The 18,416-nt window shown below is 74.1% G+C and carries 17 protein-coding genes and 1 pseudogene; 12 read left to right on the top strand and 6 right to left on the bottom strand.

Annotated features, from left to right (window positions below; translation table 11 throughout):
* Positions 1-99 precede the first annotated feature (99 nt).
* Positions 100-1,302, top strand: a pseudogene (locus ACI78Q_RS21510) (sensor histidine kinase); the annotation flags it as partial.
* 51 nt (positions 1,303-1,353) lie between these two features.
* On the opposite strand, the gene ACI78Q_RS21505 reads toward ACI78Q_RS21510, so the two are convergent.
* Complete coding sequence (locus ACI78Q_RS21505; RefSeq protein ID WP_456925497.1) at positions 1,354-1,758, bottom strand: response regulator; 405 nt, start codon at positions 1,756-1,758, stop codon at positions 1,354-1,356.
* A gap of 151 nt (positions 1,759-1,909) precedes the next feature.
* Here ACI78Q_RS21505 and ACI78Q_RS21500 point away from each other — a divergent pair, with 151 nt between their 5' ends.
* The 3 genes from ACI78Q_RS21500 (at position 1,910) to ACI78Q_RS21490 (ending at position 6,188) form a co-directional block, all read left to right on the top strand.
* A complete protein-coding gene (locus tag ACI78Q_RS21500; protein WP_456925495.1) occupies positions 1,910-2,584 on the top strand; it encodes a response regulator in 675 nt (224 codons plus the stop codon).
* Between the two features lie 148 nt (positions 2,585-2,732).
* Positions 2,733-4,406 (top strand): putative bifunctional diguanylate cyclase/phosphodiesterase, encoded by a 1,674-nt coding sequence (locus ACI78Q_RS21495; RefSeq protein ID WP_456925494.1) that lies wholly within the window; start codon positions 2,733-2,735, stop codon positions 4,404-4,406.
* A gap of 216 nt (positions 4,407-4,622) precedes the next feature.
* A complete protein-coding gene (locus ACI78Q_RS21490) occupies positions 4,623-6,188 on the top strand; it encodes a PP2C family protein-serine/threonine phosphatase (RefSeq protein ID WP_456925493.1) in 1,566 nt (521 codons plus the stop codon).
* A 386-nt stretch (positions 6,189-6,574) separates the two neighbouring features.
* Here ACI78Q_RS21490 and ACI78Q_RS21485 read toward each other — a convergent pair whose 3' ends face one another.
* The 4 genes from ACI78Q_RS21485 to ACI78Q_RS21470 all read right to left on the bottom strand — a co-directional run bounded on the left by ACI78Q_RS21485 (position 6,575) and on the right by ACI78Q_RS21470 (position 11,163).
* A complete protein-coding gene (locus ACI78Q_RS21485) occupies positions 6,575-9,172 on the bottom strand; it encodes a valine--tRNA ligase (protein ID WP_456925492.1) in 2,598 nt (865 codons plus the stop codon).
* 278 nt (positions 9,173-9,450) lie between these two features.
* Positions 9,451-10,206, bottom strand: coding sequence for a DUF427 domain-containing protein (locus tag ACI78Q_RS21480; RefSeq protein WP_456925491.1), 756 nt, complete (start codon positions 10,204-10,206; stop codon positions 9,451-9,453).
* An 88-nt stretch (positions 10,207-10,294) separates the two neighbouring features.
* A complete protein-coding gene (locus tag ACI78Q_RS21475; RefSeq protein ID WP_456925490.1) occupies positions 10,295-10,804 on the bottom strand; it encodes a DM13 domain-containing protein in 510 nt (169 codons plus the stop codon).
* A 107-nt stretch (positions 10,805-10,911) separates the two neighbouring features.
* Positions 10,912-11,163, bottom strand: a complete 252-nt coding sequence (locus ACI78Q_RS21470) for a hypothetical protein (RefSeq protein ID WP_456925489.1) — start codon at positions 11,161-11,163, stop codon at positions 10,912-10,914.
* 400 nt (positions 11,164-11,563) lie between these two features.
* Here ACI78Q_RS21470 and ACI78Q_RS21465 point away from each other — a divergent pair, with 400 nt between their 5' ends.
* From ACI78Q_RS21465 to ACI78Q_RS21440, 6 genes are read left to right on the top strand one after another with little or no spacing between them, the layout of a single operon-like run.
* Positions 11,564-12,520 (top strand): SMP-30/gluconolactonase/LRE family protein, encoded by a 957-nt coding sequence (locus ACI78Q_RS21465; RefSeq protein ID WP_456925488.1) that lies wholly within the window; start codon positions 11,564-11,566, stop codon positions 12,518-12,520.
* Positions 12,521-12,525: 5 nt separating this feature from the next.
* Positions 12,526-13,728: a heme-binding protein gene (locus tag ACI78Q_RS21460; protein ID WP_456925496.1), complete on the top strand. Its 1,203-nt coding sequence runs from the start codon at positions 12,526-12,528 to the stop codon at positions 13,726-13,728.
* A gap of 2 nt (positions 13,729-13,730) precedes the next feature.
* Positions 13,731-14,009 carry a hypothetical protein gene (locus ACI78Q_RS21455; protein WP_456925487.1) on the top strand — a complete coding sequence of 93 codons (279 nt, stop codon included), beginning with the start codon at positions 13,731-13,733 and terminating at the stop codon, positions 14,007-14,009.
* A gap of 3 nt (positions 14,010-14,012) precedes the next feature.
* Complete coding sequence (locus ACI78Q_RS21450; RefSeq protein ID WP_456925486.1) at positions 14,013-15,347, top strand: SMP-30/gluconolactonase/LRE family protein; 1,335 nt, start codon at positions 14,013-14,015, stop codon at positions 15,345-15,347.
* Positions 15,344-15,892, top strand: a complete 549-nt coding sequence (locus ACI78Q_RS21445; protein ID WP_456925485.1) for a peroxiredoxin family protein — start codon at positions 15,344-15,346, stop codon at positions 15,890-15,892. Before ACI78Q_RS21450 ends, ACI78Q_RS21445 begins: the two co-directional genes overlap by 4 nt.
* A 21-nt stretch (positions 15,893-15,913) precedes the next feature.
* A complete protein-coding gene (locus ACI78Q_RS21440; protein ID WP_456925484.1) occupies positions 15,914-16,519 on the top strand; it encodes a YetF domain-containing protein in 606 nt (201 codons plus the stop codon).
* On the opposite strand, the gene ACI78Q_RS21435 is transcribed toward ACI78Q_RS21440, so the two are convergent.
* Positions 16,516-16,737: a hypothetical protein gene (locus tag ACI78Q_RS21435; protein WP_456925483.1), complete on the bottom strand. Its 222-nt coding sequence runs from the start codon at positions 16,735-16,737 to the stop codon at positions 16,516-16,518. The two genes, ACI78Q_RS21440 and ACI78Q_RS21435, sit on opposite strands and share 4 nt — an antisense overlap.
* 136 nt (positions 16,738-16,873) lie before the next feature.
* On the opposite strand from ACI78Q_RS21435, the gene ACI78Q_RS21430 reads away from it, so the two are divergent.
* Positions 16,874-17,587 carry an RNA polymerase sigma factor gene (locus ACI78Q_RS21430; protein WP_456925482.1) on the top strand — a complete coding sequence of 238 codons (714 nt, stop codon included), beginning with the start codon at positions 16,874-16,876 and terminating at the stop codon, positions 17,585-17,587.
* A gap of 71 nt (positions 17,588-17,658) precedes the next feature.
* On the top strand, positions 17,659-18,396 hold the full coding sequence (locus tag ACI78Q_RS21425; protein ID WP_456925481.1) for an SDR family NAD(P)-dependent oxidoreductase: 738 nt from the start codon (positions 17,659-17,661) through the stop codon (positions 18,394-18,396).
* Positions 18,397-18,416: the final 20 nt, after the last annotated feature.

The following is an 18,416-nucleotide window of genomic DNA, read 5'->3' as shown; positions in this document are numbered from 1 at the left end:
GCCGCCCCCCCCCCCCGCCCCCCCGCCCCCCCCGCGGGGGGGGGGGGCCGCCGGCGCCTGGGGGGGGCGGGCCCCCGCCCCCCCCCCCCCCCCCCCCCCATGCCGGCAAGCCTCTCCCTCGACGGCCTCATCGCCGGGCTGACCGCCGTCGCGCTGGCCGAGAACTACCTCGACGGAGCGTCCGTGCCGTTGGGCGACGACAGCGGTGCGCCCTTCACCGCCGCCTACCCGATCGCCGACCTCCTGCTCCTCGCGCCGGCGGTGGCCGCCCTCGCCGTGCTCGGGCGGAGTGCCGGCCGCTCCTGGTGGCTGCTCTGCGCCTCGTTCGTCACCTTCTTCACGACCGACGCCGTCTACGCGGACCTCGTGGCGCGGGACGCCTACGTCGGCGGGGAACCGGTCGACCTGGGGTGGCTGGTGGCCCGCCTGCTGCTGGCCGGTGCCGCGCTGGCCTCCCTGCGCCGATCGGAGTCGCGCGACGTCGACCTGGAAGGAGTCAGCGTCCTGGCCCTGCCCGGGGTCTGCGGTCTCGCCGTCCTGGTCCTGCTCTTCGACGGGACCCGGGCCGGGATCAGCGCCTTCGCCGCGGTCGTGGCCCTCACCGCAGGGGTGCTCATGGTGGGGCGCACGGCGCTCACCTTCCGGGAACTGCGCGCGCTCACCGAGGCCCGCCAGCGTGCGCTCAGCGAGCGACTGGTCGAGGTCCAGGACGACGAGCGGGCCCGCATCGCCGCCGACGTCCACGACGACTCGGTCCAGGCCCTGGCGGCCGTGGACCTGCGCCTCGGGGCCCTCCGGAACCGGCTGCGCGACCGGGCGCCCGAGGAGGCCACCGGGGTCGAGGCCGTGCTGGACGCCGTCCACGGCGCGAGCACCCGGCTCCGCCACCTGCTCTTCGACCTGGAGACGCCGGTCCTCGACGCGACGCTGGCCGAGGGCCTGACCGATGCGGCGGCGCACGTGTTCGAGGACTCCGACGTCACCTGGTCGGTCGAGGAACGCGGGCAGGCTCCGCTCCCCCAGCAGGTGCGGGTGTCGGCGTACCGGATCGCCCGCGAGGCGATGGTCAACGCCCGCAAGCACGCGCAGGCGCACCGCGTGACCGTCACCGTGGACGCCACCGACCGCGGCGTCCAGGTGCACGTCGTCGACGACGGGACCGGGGTGGCCGGCACGGCGACGACCCGCTCGGGACGCCGGCACTCCGGCGTGGTGGCGATGCGCGACCGCGCGGCGGCGTCGGGCGGCTGGTGGCGGTCGGGGCCGGGTCCGGGCGGTGCCGGCACGGCCGTGTCGTTCTTCCTACCGGTGACGGGCGGCGGGAACGGCACCCCCCGGCCGGCCCGGAGCCGGTCAGCCGGACAGCAGGCGGCGGACGACGTCGGCCGCGCCGGGCACTCCCACGACGAGGTGGCCCTGCACGCACCGGCGCAGCAGCGTGGGCAGGTCGCCGGACACGGAGCCCTTGACCAGGTAGGTCGACGCGCCGGCAGCCAGCATGCGCGTCCAGGTCGAGGGATCGGCCTGCGCTGAGAGCCCGGCGACGACCGGCCGGTGCGGGAGCGCCACCAGTCGCCTGACCACGTCCGGGCCCCCACCCGGCATCCGCACGTCGGTCACCACGAGTGCCGCCCGGTGGTCGCGCGCGGCCGTCACGGCGTCGTCGCCGTTGGCCGCCCGTCCGACGACGCGGAAGCCGGGTTCGTCGTCCAGGAGCTCGGCCAGGGCGTGTGAGACGCGGGAGTCGTCATCCGCCACCACGACGGTGATCTCGCCGCGGGCTCCGGTCACCGGGACACGGTCGCGCACCCGGCGCCCGGTTGTCCTGATGCAGGCGCACCGCCTGCGCTGACACCCCTGCACTACACGCCCGGGATCCCGGTCGTCCGGTGCGTGCAAGACTCGGATCGTGAGCTCGCCCGAGGCACCCGACGGGCCCACGTCCACCCCGGTCCGGATCCTCGTCGTGGACGACCACCCGGTGTTCGCAGCCAGCCTGGCGCAGGTCCTGCAGGCCGAGCCGGACCTCCTCGTCGTCGGTCAGGCGACGTCCATCGCCGAGGCGCGCGCGCTGGTGGGTTCGGTCGTCCCGGACGTCGTCCTCCTGGACCACCGGCTGCCCGACGGCGACGGGGTCGGTGCGATCGCGGACCTGCACCGCATCCGCCCCTCGGCGAGGGTCGTGGTGCTGACCGCCTCGACGTCCGACCGCGTGCTCGTCGCCGCGATGGAGGCCGGCGCCGCCGGTTTCATCGCCAAGACGCAACGGCTCGACGACGTCATCGCCGGCGTGCGGGCGGCGGCCCAGGGCGAGTCCGTGGTCAGCGCGAAGCTGCTCACCCGGCTCCTGCCGCGTCTGCAGCGACGCAGCGGCGGGGGCCGCGCCGAGCTCACCGAGCGCGAGCAGGAGATCCTCGACCTGCTGGCCCTGGGGTTGTCCAACGCCGACATCGCCCAGCAGCTGACGATCAGCGTGCACACCGTCCGGAACCACGTGGCCAACCTCTCGGCCAAGCTCGGGGCGCACTCCAAGCTCGAGGTGCTGGCCATCGCCGTCCGGGAGGGCCTGGTCAGCAGCGGCTGAGGGGTGACCGGCCGCGGGGCGGCTCGTAGTGCATGCGCACCAGGAGGTTGGCACCCGCGCATCTGGCCGCGCCTGCCGGTCCTGGCGAGCCTTGGGGCCGGGGGCGCGGAGCCGTGCCCTGGACGCCGGCAGCACGGGAGTGGGACAGGTGGCCAGGTCACAGGACGGCGGAGCCGGGGTGCCGGGCGACACCGCCACGGACGGCTCCGGCCGGCTGCCCGACCGGGCTGTCGTCGTCGACCGGCTGACCGAGGCCCTGACGAGGGCCGGCCACTCGACCGCCGTCCTGCTGGTCGACCTGGACGACTTCAGGATGGTCAACGCCTCGCGCGGGCACGGCGTCGGCGATCGGCTGCTCGACGCGGTCGGCGCGCGGCTGCGGGCCAGCGTGTCCGGCCAGGAGACCGTCGGCCGCATCGGTGACGACGAGTTCGTGGTCGTCTGCCAGGACACCGGCGAGCACTCGGCACACGCGCTGGCCTGCTTCCTGCGGAACACCCTGTCCGACCCCTTCTGCATCGACGGTGCCGCGGTGAGCGTCACGGCGTCGCTCGGTGTCGCCGCCGCACCCGCGGGGGCGGCGGTCACGGCCATGGACCTGCTGCGCCAGGCCGACTCGGCCGTACACGCGGGGAAGCGCGCCGGCCGCGGGCGGGTGCACGTCCACGACCGGGCGCTCCACGAGGGCGAGGCCGACCGGTACGCGCTGGGGGCGGACCTGCCGGCCGCGCTGGCGCGCGGTGCACTGGACGTCGAGTACCAGCCCGTCGTGGACCTCCGGACGGGAGCCGTCGTCGGCCTGGAGGCACTGGCCCGCTGGACGCACCCGGAGCGAGGGCCGGTGCCGCCCAGCGCCTTCGTCCGCGTGGCCGAGCTGACCGGGGTGGCCCCGGACCTGGACCGCTGGGTCATCCGGCAGGCGCTGCGGGACATGGCGCGTCTGCGCGCGGCAGGCGCCGTGCCGGCCGACGCGTACCTCGCCGTCAACCTGTCGGCGGCCAACCTGACCGACAGTCACCTCTTCGACCGCCTGCTGGACTGGACCTCCGACGCCGGGGTGCCCGCGGAGCAGCTGGTCCTCGAGATCACCGAGACGGCGATCATGCACGACCCCCGCCTCGCCGCGCGGCTGCTCCGCCGCCTCCGCGAGGCGGGCATCCGGGTGGCGATGGACGACTTCGGCACGGGCTACAGCTCCCTGGCGAGCCTGCGCGACCTCCCCGTCTCGGCGCTGAAGATCGATCGGAGCTTCGTCGCCGACATCACCGACCAGCGGGACGCGCTGGCCATCGTCGCGTGGATCATCGACCTCGCCCGGGCCCTGGGGGTCGATGTCGTCGCCGAGGGCGTGGAGACCGCGGAACAGGCTGCCCTCCTCCAGGGACTCGGCTGTGGCACCGGCCAAGGCTGGCTGTGGGGTCCGGCCGTCCCCCTGACCGACCTGTCGAGCTCGCGCGAGTGGCCGCTCCCCGCGGCGCGCGGGGCCGTCGACCGAGCCAGGGCCACCAGGCGCGGGAGGTGCGACACCGCCGACGCGCACGGCGTCGCGAGACTGCTCGAGCTGCACCGGGACGGGGCGTCCATCGACGCGATCGCCGCGGCGCTGGACGCCGAGGGCTTCCGCACCCCGGCAGATCGACGTTGGCGCCCCTCGAGCGTCGCCCGGCTCATCTCCCAGCAGATCCGCCGCCACGTCCAGGGACCGGGCGGGAGCCCGAAGGCCCGCCGCTCCGCGTGGCCGCCCGGTACCGCGACCGCGTCCCACCGCCGCGGCACCCGCTCGGACGTCCGGCCGCCGGAGCCGACCGACCCCGGCGGGTAGCGCCGGTCCACGGCAGTGCGTTCTTCGACGGGTCCGTGCGAGCGATCGACGGCGACCGGTCGCTGCGCGACCGCGGACGCTGCGACGCTCGAGGGTGCCTGCCCGCGGGCCGGCTCGGCCCGGGTGCGGAGCCGGGATGGCGCCGCGTCACCGAGCCCGGTGTCCCGCGTGCTGGACCACGGCTGCGAGACCCCCGAGCGGTACGGTTCGCCCACCATGATCCGCAGCACGCCCCGCCGGGTCGCCGCCGTCGTCGCCGTCGTCGTCCTCGCGGTCGCGGCGCTGCTGGCCGTCCTGGCCGGACAGGTCAACGCCGCCGCCGAGGCCGACTCCCTGCAGCGGCAGGTCGACCAGGCCGGCACCGTCCTGACCACCCAGGTGACGGTGCTGACCACCCAGCTGGCCGACGCCGGTGAGGTCGCCACCGCGACGGACGCCGACCCCGGCGCCTTCCAGCGGTTCGCCGCCCGGATCTCCGACTCCACCGGCATGACGCTGTCCCTGTGGCGAGTCGGCGACGGCGGACAGGTCGAGCAGCTGAGCGTGCAGGGCCCGGACCCGGCCGGTCCCGACCGCGAGGGGTTCCCCGCGTTCCTCACCGCCGTGCCGACCGACGGCACGCTCGCGGTCACCGGCATCCTGCCCGGCGAGCCGGCCCGGCTGGGCTACGCGCTGCGGCCGGGCGGCGACGCCGGGCTGGTGGTCTACGCCGAGGCGCCGCTCCCGCCCGACCGGCGCGTCCAGGTGCCGCCCGACGAGGCGTTCGGCGGCCTGGACTTCGCCGTCTACCTGGGCCGCGACGAGGCCACCGACCAGCTGCTGTACTCCACCGGCCCCGTACCGATCGGCGGCCACACCGAACGCACCACGGTGCCGTTCGGGGACACGGCGATCACCATCGTCGGCGCGTCCCGGACGAGCCTGACCGGTGACCTGTCCTCCGCGCTGCCCTGGATCGTGCTGGGAGTGGGGCTCCTGCTGGCCGGGGGCGCGGCCGTGGTCGCGGCCACGCTGTTGCGACGGCGGGCCGAGGCCGAGCGGCTGGCCGCGGACAACGAGCGGCTCTACCGGCAGCAGCGGAGCATCGCCGGCACGCTGCAGCAGGCCCTGCTGCCCGAGGTTCCCACGGTCGACGGCATCGAGGTGGCCGCCCGGTACGTCGCCGGCGTCGACGAGCTGGAGGTCGGCGGCGACTGGTTCGACGTCCTGCCCTGCGGACCCGGTCGCTGCGTGTTCGTCGTCGGGGACATCTCCGGTCGCGGGCTGCCGGCGGCCACCACGATGGCGGAGCTGCGCTTCGCGGTGCGCGCCTACCTCACCCAGGGCGACGACATCCACGTCGTCCTCGCCAAGCTGCGCCGGCTGCTCGACGTGGGGACCAGCCACCAGTTCGCGACCGTGCTGATCGGCGAGCTGGACGTGACCGCCGCCCGGCTGCGCGCGGTCTCCGCCGGCCACTTCCCGCCCGTGCTGCTCACCGGGAGCAACGCCCGGTCCCTCACGATGCCCGTGGCCCCACCGATCGGCGTGGTGGACCCGGACCCGCCGCCGGCGGCCGAGTTCACGGTCCCGGCCACCGGCACGCTGCTGGCGTTCACCGACGGTCTGGTCGAGCGCCGCGGCGAGGTCATCGACGCCGGGCTGGACCGGCTGCGCGCCGCCGGGGCCGCGGCCCTCGACGGGCAGCCACTGGGGCAGACACTGGACGGACTCATGCGAGCGCTCACCGCCGACGACGGACGGGACGACACCGTGCTGCTCGGCATGCGATGGACGGGATGAGCGGCAGGTCTCAGGCCCGGGTCTGCACCTCTCGTTCCCCGGTTGTCCCACGACGGCGGTTGCCCGATCGTGGACATGAGGACCGAACGCACCAGGAGGTGGAGGGATGACCACGCCAGGACCAGCATCGGCAGAGCACCCCGAGGTCCCCCCGCCGACCGGAGACGCCGTCCCCCTCACCACCGAACCGGATCCCGCGGCCGCTCAGGGTCCCGACCCCCGCGACGCCGACCGCCCCGCCGGGGTCTACGCGGACGCGGAGCGGGCCGATGTCGCCGAGGACGAGGCGGAGGCGGCTCGCCGGCATCGGCGGTAGGAGGTCTCCCCGCCGGAACGGCCCCCGCTGTGCTCGGTCGGGCTGACGGGACGTGGCCCTGCGACCCCGGTCAGGACGCCTCCAGGTCCTGGAGCTGCTGGCGCAACCGGGCGACGGCGGCCCCGGCGGCGGCAGCGCGGTCGCGCGTGGCGGCGACGACGTGCTGTGGCGCCTTGGTGAGAAAGCCTCCGTCGGCCAGCCGGTGGGCGGTCTGATCACGTTCCCGCTCGGCGGCGGCCAGCTGCTTGCGGAGTCTGAGGATCTCGACGTCGACGTCGACGGCGCCGGACAGGTCGAGGCCCACCCGTGTCGCAGCGGTCGTCACGACCGCCAGCCCGGCGGGCAGCTGGTCGGCGGCCGTGACCGAGAGGTCTGCGAGCGCTCCCAGCTGCGGCGCCCAGAGCGCCAGCTCGCCGACCATCGTCGCCGGGACCCTCCTGCCGGGCCGGAGACCTTGCTGGGCGCGGAACCGGCGCACCTCGACCACCAGTTCCTGGAGCCGGCGCAGCTCCGCCTCGGCGGCGGCGTCGTGCGCGCCGGCGCCGGTCGGCCAGCTCGCGGTCACCACCGTCGTCCCCCCGGTCAGCGCCCGCCACAGGACGTCGGTGACGAAGGGGACCACGGGGTGCAGCAGGCGCAGCAGCGTGTCGAGACAGCACCCGAGCACCAGGCGGGTCCGCTCCGCGGCCGCACCGCCCTCCCGGAGCGGGACCTTCGCCAACTCGATGTACCAGTCGAACAGCTCGTCCCAGGCGAAGTGGAAGAGAGCGTCGCAGGCCTTGGCGAACTCGAAGCCCTCGTAGAGGACGTCGACCTCGTCCCGCAGCCGGCTCAGACGGGACAGGATCCACCGGTCGGGCACCGACAGGTCGGCGGGCAGTTCGCCCTCGGGCACCCGTGCGCCGTTGAGCGAGGCGAAGCGCGTGGCGTTCCAGAGCTTGTTCACGAAGTTGCGGCTGCCCTGCACCCACTCCTCGCTCACCGGCAGGTCGACGCCGGGGTTCGCGCCCCGGGCGAGGGTCCACCGCAGCGCGTCCGCGCCGTAGGCGTCCATCCAGTCGAGCGGGTCGACGACGTTGCCGGCCGACTTGGACATCTTGCGGCCGCGGCCGTCCCGTACCAGCCCGGTGATCGCCACCTGCCGGAACGGCACCTGCGGCTGGACGTAGGTGCAGAGCATCATCATCCGGGCCACCCAGAAGAAGATGATGTCGTAGCCGGTGACCAGGACGTCGGTCGGGTAGTAGCGCTCGAGGTCAGGGGTCTGCTCCGGCCAGCCGAGCGTGGACGCCGGCCACAACGCCGAGGAGAACCACGTGTCGAGGACGTCCTCGTCCTGCACCCACCCCTCCCCCGACGGCGGCTCCTCGTCCGCATCGGGCACCACGACCTCTCCGGCGGGGCCGTACCAGACCGGGATCCGGTGCCCCCACCACAACTGGCGGCTGATGCACCAGTCGTGCATGCCCTCGACCCACCCGAGGTAGCGGTCGGCCATCGCCGCGGGCACGAACACCGTGTCTCCGGCCCGGACCGCGTCGGCGGCCCGCCGGGCCAGCGGGGCGACGCGGACGAACCACTGCAGCGACAGCCGGGGCTCGACCACCGTGCCGCAGCGGGAGCAGTGCCCGACCGCGTGCACGTACGGGCGCTGTTCCTCCACGATCAGCTGCTGCTGTCTGAGCGCCGCGACGATCGCCGGGCGAGCCTCGAGGCGGTCGAGGTCCTGGAACGGGCCGGGCACGGTCACCACCCCGCGCTCGTCGAGCACGGTGATCGACGGCAGCCCGTGCCGCAGTCCGATCTCGAAGTCGTTGGGGTCATGGGCCGGGGTGACCTTCACCGCGCCGCTGCCGAAGGTCGGGTCGACGTGTTCATCGGCAACGACAGGGATCTGGCGACCGGTCAGCGGCACGGTCAGCAGGGTGCCGACCAGATGCGTGTAGCGGTCGTCGTCGGGGTGCACGGCGACGGCGGTGTCCCCCAGCATCGTCTCGGGCCGGGTGGTGGCCACGGTCAGCGGCCCATAGGAGATCGAGACGAGTTCACCGGCGGTGTCGCGGTGCTCGACCTCGATGTCCGACAGCGCGGTCAGGCACCGTGGGCACCAGTTCGTGATCCTCTCGGCGCGGTAGACCAGTCCGTCGTCGTGCAGGCGCTTGAAGACGGTGCGGACGGCACGGGAGAGCCCCTCGTCCATGGTGAAGCGCTCCCGGCTCCAGGCCAGTCCCTCCCCCAGGCGCCGCATCTGGCCGAGGATCCTGCCGCCGTACTCCTCCTTCCACTGCCAGACCCGCGCGACGAACGCCTCGCGGCCCAGGTCTCGACGGCTCTTGCCCTCCTTCGCCAGCTCCCGCTCCACGACGTTCTGCGTGGCGATCCCGGCGTGGTCCATCCCCGGCAGCCACAGCACGTCGAAGCCCTGCATGCGCCTGCGCCGGGTGAGGGCGTCCATGAGCGTGTGCTGGAAGGCATGACCCAGGTGCAGCGAGCCAGTCACGTTCGGCGGCGGGATGACGATCGCGAAGGGAGGCCTGCCGGAGGTCGGGTCGGCCTCGAAGACCCCGAGATCCATCCACCGCTGATAGGTCGGTCCCTCCACCGACGCCGGGTCGTAGGCCGTGCCCAGCTCGGACGTCGAGAACGGAGAGCGCTCGGGGCCACCCATGGTCCGAGCCTAGGAACACCCGGGCCGAGGCGGGTGGATGCCATCGCGGCCGTGCGGGTGGGCCTGCAACCTGCTGCGGTGGTTCCGGCTGCTCGCGGAGGGCGCCGGACGCGCAGCGCCCGGTGCACACCCCTTCTGCACTCCGCGGCGAACTCCCCGCCGACGACCGGGACCCACACCACGGTGGGCCAGGGATGCCTCGGGCACTCGTCGTACGCCATCGCCGCCGGCATCTCCTGCGCCGCACGCAGCCGGTGCAGCGCGCGGAGCTGCCCCGGTCAGACGAAGCGTGTGTGCGCTCGGGGCAGGGGCACACCGTCGACCTCGATGTCGACCTTCTCGTCGTAGAAGGCGACGAGGCCGGCGATCGGCAGCAGCTGCCGGGTGGGGAAGGAGTAGGACCAGGCGATGTCCTGGTGGGCCTTCGGCGTCTCGCCCTCGACCCGCAGCGACCAGTAGTCGGAGGTGACTCCCTTGTACGGGCATGCCGTCCGCGTGTCGGTGCGGACGAGGTGCTCGAGGGCCACATCGGTGCGGTGGATGTAGTAGCGGGTGAGCAACCCGGTCTCGAAGACCAGCACGGGGCTCCTGGTGTCGGCGAGCAGGCGACCGTCCAGGTGCACACGGACGTGGCGGTGCGACGGCAGCGCGTCCACCCGCACGTACGGATTGCGAGGATGGACGAAGATCTGCTCGTCCTCCTCGTACCAGGCGTCGAGGGCGTTCCAGTCGAAGCGGGCGGTGCCGGCGATGCCGTGGACCGCGTCGGCGCCGAAGACACGCACGCTGGCGGGACGTTCCTCGCTCCCCGCCCGCAGACCGTACCGGCGGGCGGTTCCGCGCTGGAGGCGCAGTTCGCGGCCCTCGTCGACCAGGACGGCGTCGTCGACGTCCTCGAGCGGGATGTAGTACTGGGGGTAGTAGGGGAACTCCCAGACGTAGCGCGCACGGACCGAGTCGAGGACGGTGCGGCCGCCCAGGGTGGCCCTCACCCGGCGCGGTGCCGGCTCGATGCGGCCGGCCTCGGCCGCCATGACGGGGTGGTCGCGAGCTGGTGTTCCTGACGGATGCGGCATGACGTCTCCAGGAGGTCTGCTCGTCCCGCGGCCCGGCGAGCCGCGGTCACGTCGACGGGCCGAGGTCGGCTGCACCGAAGGGGACGTCGAAGCGGTCGCACCAGACGACGACGCTCAGGTAGGCGGTGCTGTCGACGTCGGCGGGGACGGCGTAGTTCTGGTCACCGATGTTCCCCCGCAGCGGGCCCAGGCTGACGTGGTCGTCGTCGAAGGCCTCGTCGGGGCCCCGGGCCGGGTTCGTGGTCAACCAGACGACCAGCAGCGGGCCGTTGGAGGTGGCGAACCCCTCGAACCGGACGATCACCCGGCCGTCGGGCAGGCGGAGGAGGCGAGCGGTGCCCTCGGTCTCGTGCTCGCGAGAGGTGAAGCGGCCCGAGGCCAGTTCCAGGGGCAGTGCCGCGGCGGTCGAGTCGGTCGATCCAGGAGCCGGCGACCCCGTGGCGGCCGCGCTGGGCAGCACCTCGTCGACCCGCTGGTCGTACAGCAGCTTCTGGGGCTGGAACCACACGAGGGTTGCGGCAGCGAGGACGGTGAGCGGGCCTGCCGTCAGCCACACCCATCTCCTGCGCCTGCCCGGGAGGCGCTCCTGGGGTCTGCCGGAGCGGGCGGGCTGCTGGTCCATGCGACCAGGAACTCCATCGGCACGGGTCATGACCGGTGTCCTCAGGCGGCCTGCAGGATGTCGCCCGACGGGACGCCGGAGGCCGCGGCGAAGGCGTAGGGGTGGGCGAAGGCGTAGCCGGCCTGATCGGGATCGGCCTGCAGTTGGAGGCACATCCCGGAGCTCCAGTTCCAGACGACGACCACCGCGTTGCTGGTGCGCTGGTCCCAGAACAGCGCCACCTCGACGGCGCCCTGCTCGCGGCGGGCCAGCTCGAGAAGCCCGGCCGCCCCGTTCCTCGTGCTGCTCGACATGACCCACCACTCCTGACCGTCCTCGACGTTCGCCCGTGGCGAGGGAGCCTCGGGGGTCGGCGGCCCGCCGGAGCGGGTGCCTTTCCACTCCCTTGGTCGGAGCAGCAGCCCGGTGGTTACACGACCGGACCGCCGGGATCTCCGCTCGTGGCGGCCCACGGCAACGCCCGGCTCCTGCCGCCGGCCACGCCGTCGGGACCCTCCCGGCCCGGGCGCCGCTCGTGACGGTCGCCCTCGGGCGACCGCCGGTGAAACGCCCGAGGGCGATCCCGGACAACGACTGCACGAGCTCCCGCGGAGTGGCGAGGGCGGCGACTGGAGGGACCGACATGGGTTCTCACGGCAGCAGGACCGGCGCCGCGCGAGCGGTGGATGGAGCGCACGACCGGTCCGGTGAGCGGTGACCCACCTCTTGGCGGACGCCTTCCTCGCCGCCGACGCAGGTCTCGCCGCCGTGGTGGGCTCCCGCCCGTCGCTGTCGGTCCTGGCCCGGTGCGACGCGCACGAGGGCCCGACGTACCTGGACGGCGCCCTCTACGTGACGACGGTGCCGAGCGGCCGGCCGCCCGCGGCGCTGGTCAAGCGGGTCGCGTTGGACCGCGACGAGGCGGATCGCGGAGCCGACGGGGGAACCGCGGTGCCGGGGAGGACCGTCATGCCGAACGGCATGACCGCGTGGGCGTCCCGCCTGCTGGTCTGCGAGCAGGGCGGCTTCGACTCCCCGGCGCGGCTGTCCGCCCTCGACCCCCGCACCGGGGCCACCACGGCCCTCGTCGAGGACCACGACGGGTGTCCGTTGAACTCCCCCAACGACGTCGTCGTGCGCCGGGACGGGACGATCTGGTTCACCGACCCCTCGTACGGCCACCTGCAGCACTTCCGGCCGAGCCCGGTTCTGCCCGATGCGCTGTACCGGTTCGATCCGATGACCGGTCGGCTCCAGATGGTCGCCGACGACCTCGACAAGCCGAACGGGCTGGCCTTCTCCCCCGACGAGACGGTGCTCTACGTCGCCGACAGCGGCGCGGTCCAGGGCCCGGGCAGCTACCACCCGGACCGACCGCACCACGTCTACGCCTACGACGTCGTCGGCGGGAACGCCCTGGGATCCCGTCGCGTCCTCGACGTCGCGCCCGCGGGCGCCCCCGACGGGCTCGCCGTCGACGAGGACGGCCGGGTCTACGTCTGCTGTGCCGACGGCGTCCGCGTCCTCTCTCCCGACGGGACGCTGCTCGGCCGCATCGCCGTCCCCGGCGGCGCGGTGAACCTCACCTTCGGCGGTCGCGCTCGCGACCGGCTCTTCATCACTGCGGACACGGCCGTGTGGGTGGCCGTCCTGAACACGAGAGGAGCGTGACCGCCATGACGGTGGTGCGCACGCGCAAGGTCCTGGACGGGGTCGGCGTGGACGCCGTGCTCACGGCCGCGGAGAAGCACGCGACCGAACACGGCTACCGGGTCGTCATCGCGATCGTCGACGCATCGGGACGGTTGCTCGCCCTGCGGCGTACCGAGGGCACCCAGGTCGCCAGCGACCAGGTGGCCATCGACAAGGCCCGGACCGCCGCGATCTTCGTCCGCCCCAGCCGGGAGATCGAGCAGCAGGTGACGGACGGGCGGCTGGGCGCCCTGGCCCTCTCCGGTGCGCGGGCACTCACGGGCGGCGTGCCGCTGACCGTCGACGGCCAGGTGGTCGGCGCGATCGGGGCCAGCGGCGAGACTCCCGACGAGGACGAGGCGGTCTCCGCGGCCGGCGCGGCCGCGGAGATCAGCACGCGCGAGGTCCCGGCGTTGAGCGTCACGGCCGCCCAGGTGGCCGTCCAGGCCGTCGCCGACGCGGCCACGGCCCGTGGCGTGGCCCCGGTCGCGGCGGCCGTCGACGCCGGCGGCGACCTGGTGTACCTCTGGCGCCCGGACGCGGCGCAGGTGGCCAGCGTCGGCGTGGCCACCGACAAGGCGCGCACCGCGGCGATCTACCGGCGGCCCAGCCGGGACTTCGAGCGGCAGGCCGCCGGTGGACGGCCGTCGGCCCTGCACCTGGCCGGCGCGGTGCCCCTGCAGGGCGGCATGCCCATCGAGGTGGACGGCCACGTCGTCGGCGCGGTCGGCGTCAGCGGTGCTTCCTCGGCCGACGAGGACCAGGAGCTGGCCGAGATCGGACGGGACGCCGGCCGGCGGGCCGCCTCCGGTGCCGGTGGTCAGGACGCCGTCCACATCCCCGCGGGCGACCTCGACGAGAAGTTCCGGCAGGGTGGCCTGCTCCTCGACACCGCCCGCTACAAGGTCGACGCCGGGCGGCGCACCGCACCGGGAGCGGTCGAGTACCACGCCGCCGTCGTCGACGTCATGCGGGTGGTCCGGGGCAGGGCCACGGTGGTCACCGGCGGCACGATGCGCTCCGCGCGAGAGGTGGGGCCGGGCGAGCTGCGCGCCGAGTCCATCGACGGTGGGACCACTCACGAACTCGGCGAGGGCGACGTCCTCGTGGTGCCGAACGGTCTGCCGCACCAGTTCGTCGACGTCTCGGACCCGTTCCTGTACTTCGTGACGAAGGTGGTGGCGTAGCCATGGCGGCTCCCGCGCCGATCAGGCACAGCGCGGCCGCCGACCTCCCCCGGCCCACGCAGCTCCTCCCCGGCGCCCCGGCCGCCGTGATCGATCTGCAGACCGACGAGGGCGCCGCGTCGACCGGTACGACCTGGCGGTACAGCGACGCACGGGTCGCGGAGATCGACTTCGTCGAGGTCGGCTCGGAGACCGATCCCCTCGGACCGGGCACCGTCCCGAATCGCACCTTCGACGTGCTGCCGCACGCCGGACCGGCCGACTTCGACGACTCCGACTAGCGCGTGCTGTCCCCCGCCGACACCCAGCTGCGCCTGGCCGGCGGGAGGGTCTGCTTCAACTGGTACCGGCTGAGCGTGACCGTGCCCGAGCGGATCGGGGACCTCGACCCCACCGGGTGCACCGTCGTCTTCGAGGTGGTCGTGGACGACTACGCCGAGGTGTGGGTCGACGGCCGGCTCCCCGTGGCCCTCGGGGACGCCGGAGGTCAGGTGGTGGCCGGGTTCAACGCTCCCAACCGGGTGCTGCTCACCGACGACGCCCGACCGGGGCAGACGTTCCGGATCGCGGTCTTCGGCGCCAACGGCCCCATCTCGGCGTCTCCCCGCAACTACATCTGGCTGCGCGGGGCGACGCTGGACTTCTACCGCCCCGAGCAGGCGCGGCGGACCGAGCCGGTCGACCACCGGGTCACCCGCGCGGACTCCGCCCTCGACGCGATCCTGGCCCCCGGCGCGCAGCTCGAGCGCGTGGCCGGCGGGTTCGAGTTCACCGAGGGCCCCGTGTGGACGGCGGACGGGGCGCTGCTGTTCAGCTCGCCCAACACCAACCACATCTACCGGTTGAGCCCCCGGGGCCGGGTGACGGTGTTCCGCTCGCACAGCGGATACGCGGGCGTCGACATCGGCCGCTTCGCCCAGCCCGGCTCGAACGGTCTGACCTTCGACCCGCAGGGGCGCCTGACCATCTGCCAGCACGGCAACCGGCGGGTGCTCCGCGTGGAACCCCACGGGGACGTCACCGTCCTGGCCGACCGGTACCAGGGCAGGCAGCTGAACAGCCCGAACGACCTCGTGTACCGCTCGGACGGCACGCTGTACTTCACCGATCCCCCGTTCGGGCTGCCCGGCGGCCACGACGACCCGAAGAGGGAACTGCCGTTCAGCGGCGTCTTCGCGGTCCGCGACGGCGCGGTCCAGCTGGTCGCAGAGGAGCTGGCGGGGCCCAACGGGATCGCCCTGTCGCCCGACGAGCGGCACCTGTACGTCGGCAACTGGGACCCCGCCCGCAAGGTGGTGATGCGGTACGACGTGGCGGTGGACGGCTCGCTGTCCGGGGGGCGGGTCTTCTTCGACATGACCGGCGCCGAGGGCGAGGACGCGGTCGACGGGATCAAGGTCGACCGGAACGGCACCCTGTACGTCTGCGGGCCGTCCGGCATCTGGATCCTCGCCCCCGACGGCCGGCACCTGGGCACGCTGCACCTGCCCGAGAGCCCGCACAACCTCGCGTGGGGCGACGCGGACGGCCGCGGCCTCTACATCACGGCGCTGACCAGCGTCTACCGCATCCGCACGAGCGTTGCCGGCGTCCGTCCCGGCACGGAGGAGGACCGATGAGCACCGGGCTGGACGTCGGGGCGACGCTGCGCGACTTCGAGTTGCCCGACGAGAACGGGACGACGTGGCGCCTGTCCCAGCTGCAGGGCTCCGACGCCATGGTCCTGCAGCTGGGCCGGGGCGAGCACTGTCCTCGGGAGCGCGCCTACCACCGGGAGCTGCTCAAGCTCCAGGAGATCCTCCCGATCGCCTTCACCTCACTGGTCACGGTCCTGCCGAACGACCTGCACGACACCCACAGGATGAAGAGCTCCACCGGCGCGTGGTGGACCTTCCTGTCGGACGGCGACCTGGAGGTCCAGTCCGCACTGCAGATCGACGAGTACACCGACCCCCACCACGCGGCGACCGTGCCGCACACGCTGATCCTGGCGCCGGGGCTGGTCATCGACCGCGTCTACTGCGGGTACTGGTACTGGGGGCGCCCGTCCGCCGACCAGCTCTGGCGGGACCTGCAGGACCTGTTCCGGCGGACCAAGGCCGACTTCGACCCCACCACCGACCGGGCGCGCGCGGCCTGGGACCGGGCCCGGGCCGCGGCATGACCTGAGCCGTCCGCGCCTGCCATGTCCGAGATCTGGACCCTCGACGTCCCGGCGGGCGAGAAGGTCGTCCGCACGATCGCCGTCTACGCCGCGCTCGCCCTCCTCCTGCGGGTCGCGGGGAAGCGGAACCTCGCACAGCTGAACTCGTTCGACCTCGTCGTCGTGCTGCTGCTCTCCAACGTCGTCCAGGACGCGCTCATCGGCCCGGACGACAGCGTGACCGGCGGGCTGCTCGCCGCCGCGGTCCTCATCGCGACCAACGCGGTGGTCGTCCGCGTCGTCTCCCGATCCGAACGGGCGGTGCGCTTGTTCGAGGGCGCCGACGTCCCGCTGATCAGGGACGGCCGGTTCCTGGACAGGCTCCTCCGGAGGGAAGGGCTGCGGCGCGCCGACGTCGAGGCCGCCCTGCGTGCGCAGGGCGCCGACGGTGCCGGCGACGTCGCCGAGGCCGCCCTGAGTCCCGGCGGCAGCATCGTCGTCTGGCTGAAGCCGGCCCGGATGTCCGCGACCCGCGCAGACGTCGACGCGCTCCACCGGCGGCTCGACGCCCTGCACCGGGCCGTCGAGGCCGTCGCCTCGGGTGCCCGCGGGAACGAGCACGGGGTCGGCTCGCGGAGGCCGGGCTAGGGGCTGGTCAGGACGTCGGAGGACTCCACGCCGACCAGTTCCAGGCCGAGATCGCGGATGCGGTCGAGGACCCCGAAGAGGGCGGCGGAGTCGACGCAGACCCCCGAGAGTGCCGTTCGACCCCCGTCGACGCCGGCGAGACCCAGCGGTTCGAACGCCGCGGCGAGGCGTTCGGTGAGGATCCCACTGACCGTGATCCGGTAGAACCGCTCGGGCATGCCGCCAGGGTGCGCCGTGGGGAGAGCCGGCGGCATCCACCGCGCCCTCATCTCACCCGGGTGAGATCGCCCTCGGGGGGAGGCATGCCCTCCCCTGCCGGACGAGGCTCACTCCCAGACAGCCCGGGGAGGGACGATGCCTTCGCTCAGCCGCCCGGCGCCGGTCGACCCGGACACCGCCGACCAGGACGCCGCCGAGAGGGAGACCGTGCCCGGCGTGGGTGCCGCACCGTCGGATGCGGAGCTGCTCGACCGGCTGCGCGCCGGGGACGCCGCCGCGTTCGCCGCCGTCGTCCACGCGTGGTCTCCGGTGATGCTCTCCGTCGCCCGGCGCTACGTCCACGACCGGCACGCCGCGGAGGACGTGGTCCAGGAGGCGTGGCTCGGGGTCATCAGCGGGATCGCGCGGTTCGAGGGGCGTTCCTCGGTCCGGAGCTGGACGTTCTCCATCCTGATCAACCGGGCGAAGAGCCGGTGGGAGCGGGATGCGCGCGTCGTGTCCTCCGCGGATCTGACCGGCTCGGCGCCGTCCGGGCCCACGGTCGACCCGGCCCGGTTCCAGGGACCGGACGGCGCCTACCCCGGGCACTGGACCTCGACGGGGGCGCCCCGGCCGTGGGACCAGCCCGAGGACGGCCTGCTCAACCAGGAGATCGGGCAGCGGCTGGAACGGGCACTGGCCGGATTGCCCGAGCGGCAGCGCCTCGTGGTGGAGCTGCGCGACGTGCAGGGCATGTCCGCCGAGGAGACCTGCGCGGCGCTGCGCCTGTCGGCCGGCAACCAGCGCGTCCTGCTGCACCGCGGCCGGGCCGCGCTGCGGGCCGCGCTCGAGGACTACTACGACGGCTGATGGCCGGTCCATCCTGGGGCGTGCGGAGGGCCTCACCCGCGAGGTCCCGGCGACGAGCCCCCGGGGGCCCCATGGACGACCTGTCCGGCAGCGCCGTGCTGGTCACCGGCGCGGCGTCCGGGATCGGCCGCGCCAGCGCGGTTCTCTTCGCCCGCGCCGGAGCTGCCGTCGCACTCGTCGACGTCGACGGGGACGGCCTCGCGGTCACCGCCGACCTGGTCCGCTCCTCGGGAGCGGAGGCGGAGGCGTTCGTCGCCGACGTGGCCGATCTCTCCGCCGTGGCGCGCGTGGTCGACGACACCGTGCACCGCTTCGGCCGCCTGGATGCGGCCCACAACAACGCGGGGGTGGCCGGCCCGTTCCTGCCGCTGGACGAGTACCCGCCCGAGGAGTTCCTGCGGGTCCTCCAGGTCGACCTGGTCGGCGTCTGGCACTGCATGCGCGCCGAGATCGCGCAGATGCGCCACCAGGACCGCGGCGCCATCGTCAACACCTCCTCGATGCTGGGTGATGCCGCCATGCCGGACAACGGCGCCTACATCGCGGCCAAGCACGGGGTCAACGGGCTCACACGGGCGGCCGCTGTCGAGCTGGCCGGGACCGGCATCCGGGTCAACGCCGTCGCGCCGGGCGTCACCCGGACCGGCATGACCTCCGAGGTCAGCGCCGGGCTGCTGCAGCGGGTGCCGCTGTCCCGGATCGCCGAACCCGACGAGATCGCAGCGGTGGCGGTGTGGCTGTGCTCGCCGCAGGCGAGCTACGTCACCGGCTCCATCGTGATCGCCGACGGCGGGTGGCTCGCCGGATGACCGTCCGGGGACGCCGGGCG

This window comes from Geodermatophilus sp. SYSU D00705, from assembly GCF_054050135.1.
This window is presented reverse-complemented; position numbering and strand designations above follow the sequence as displayed.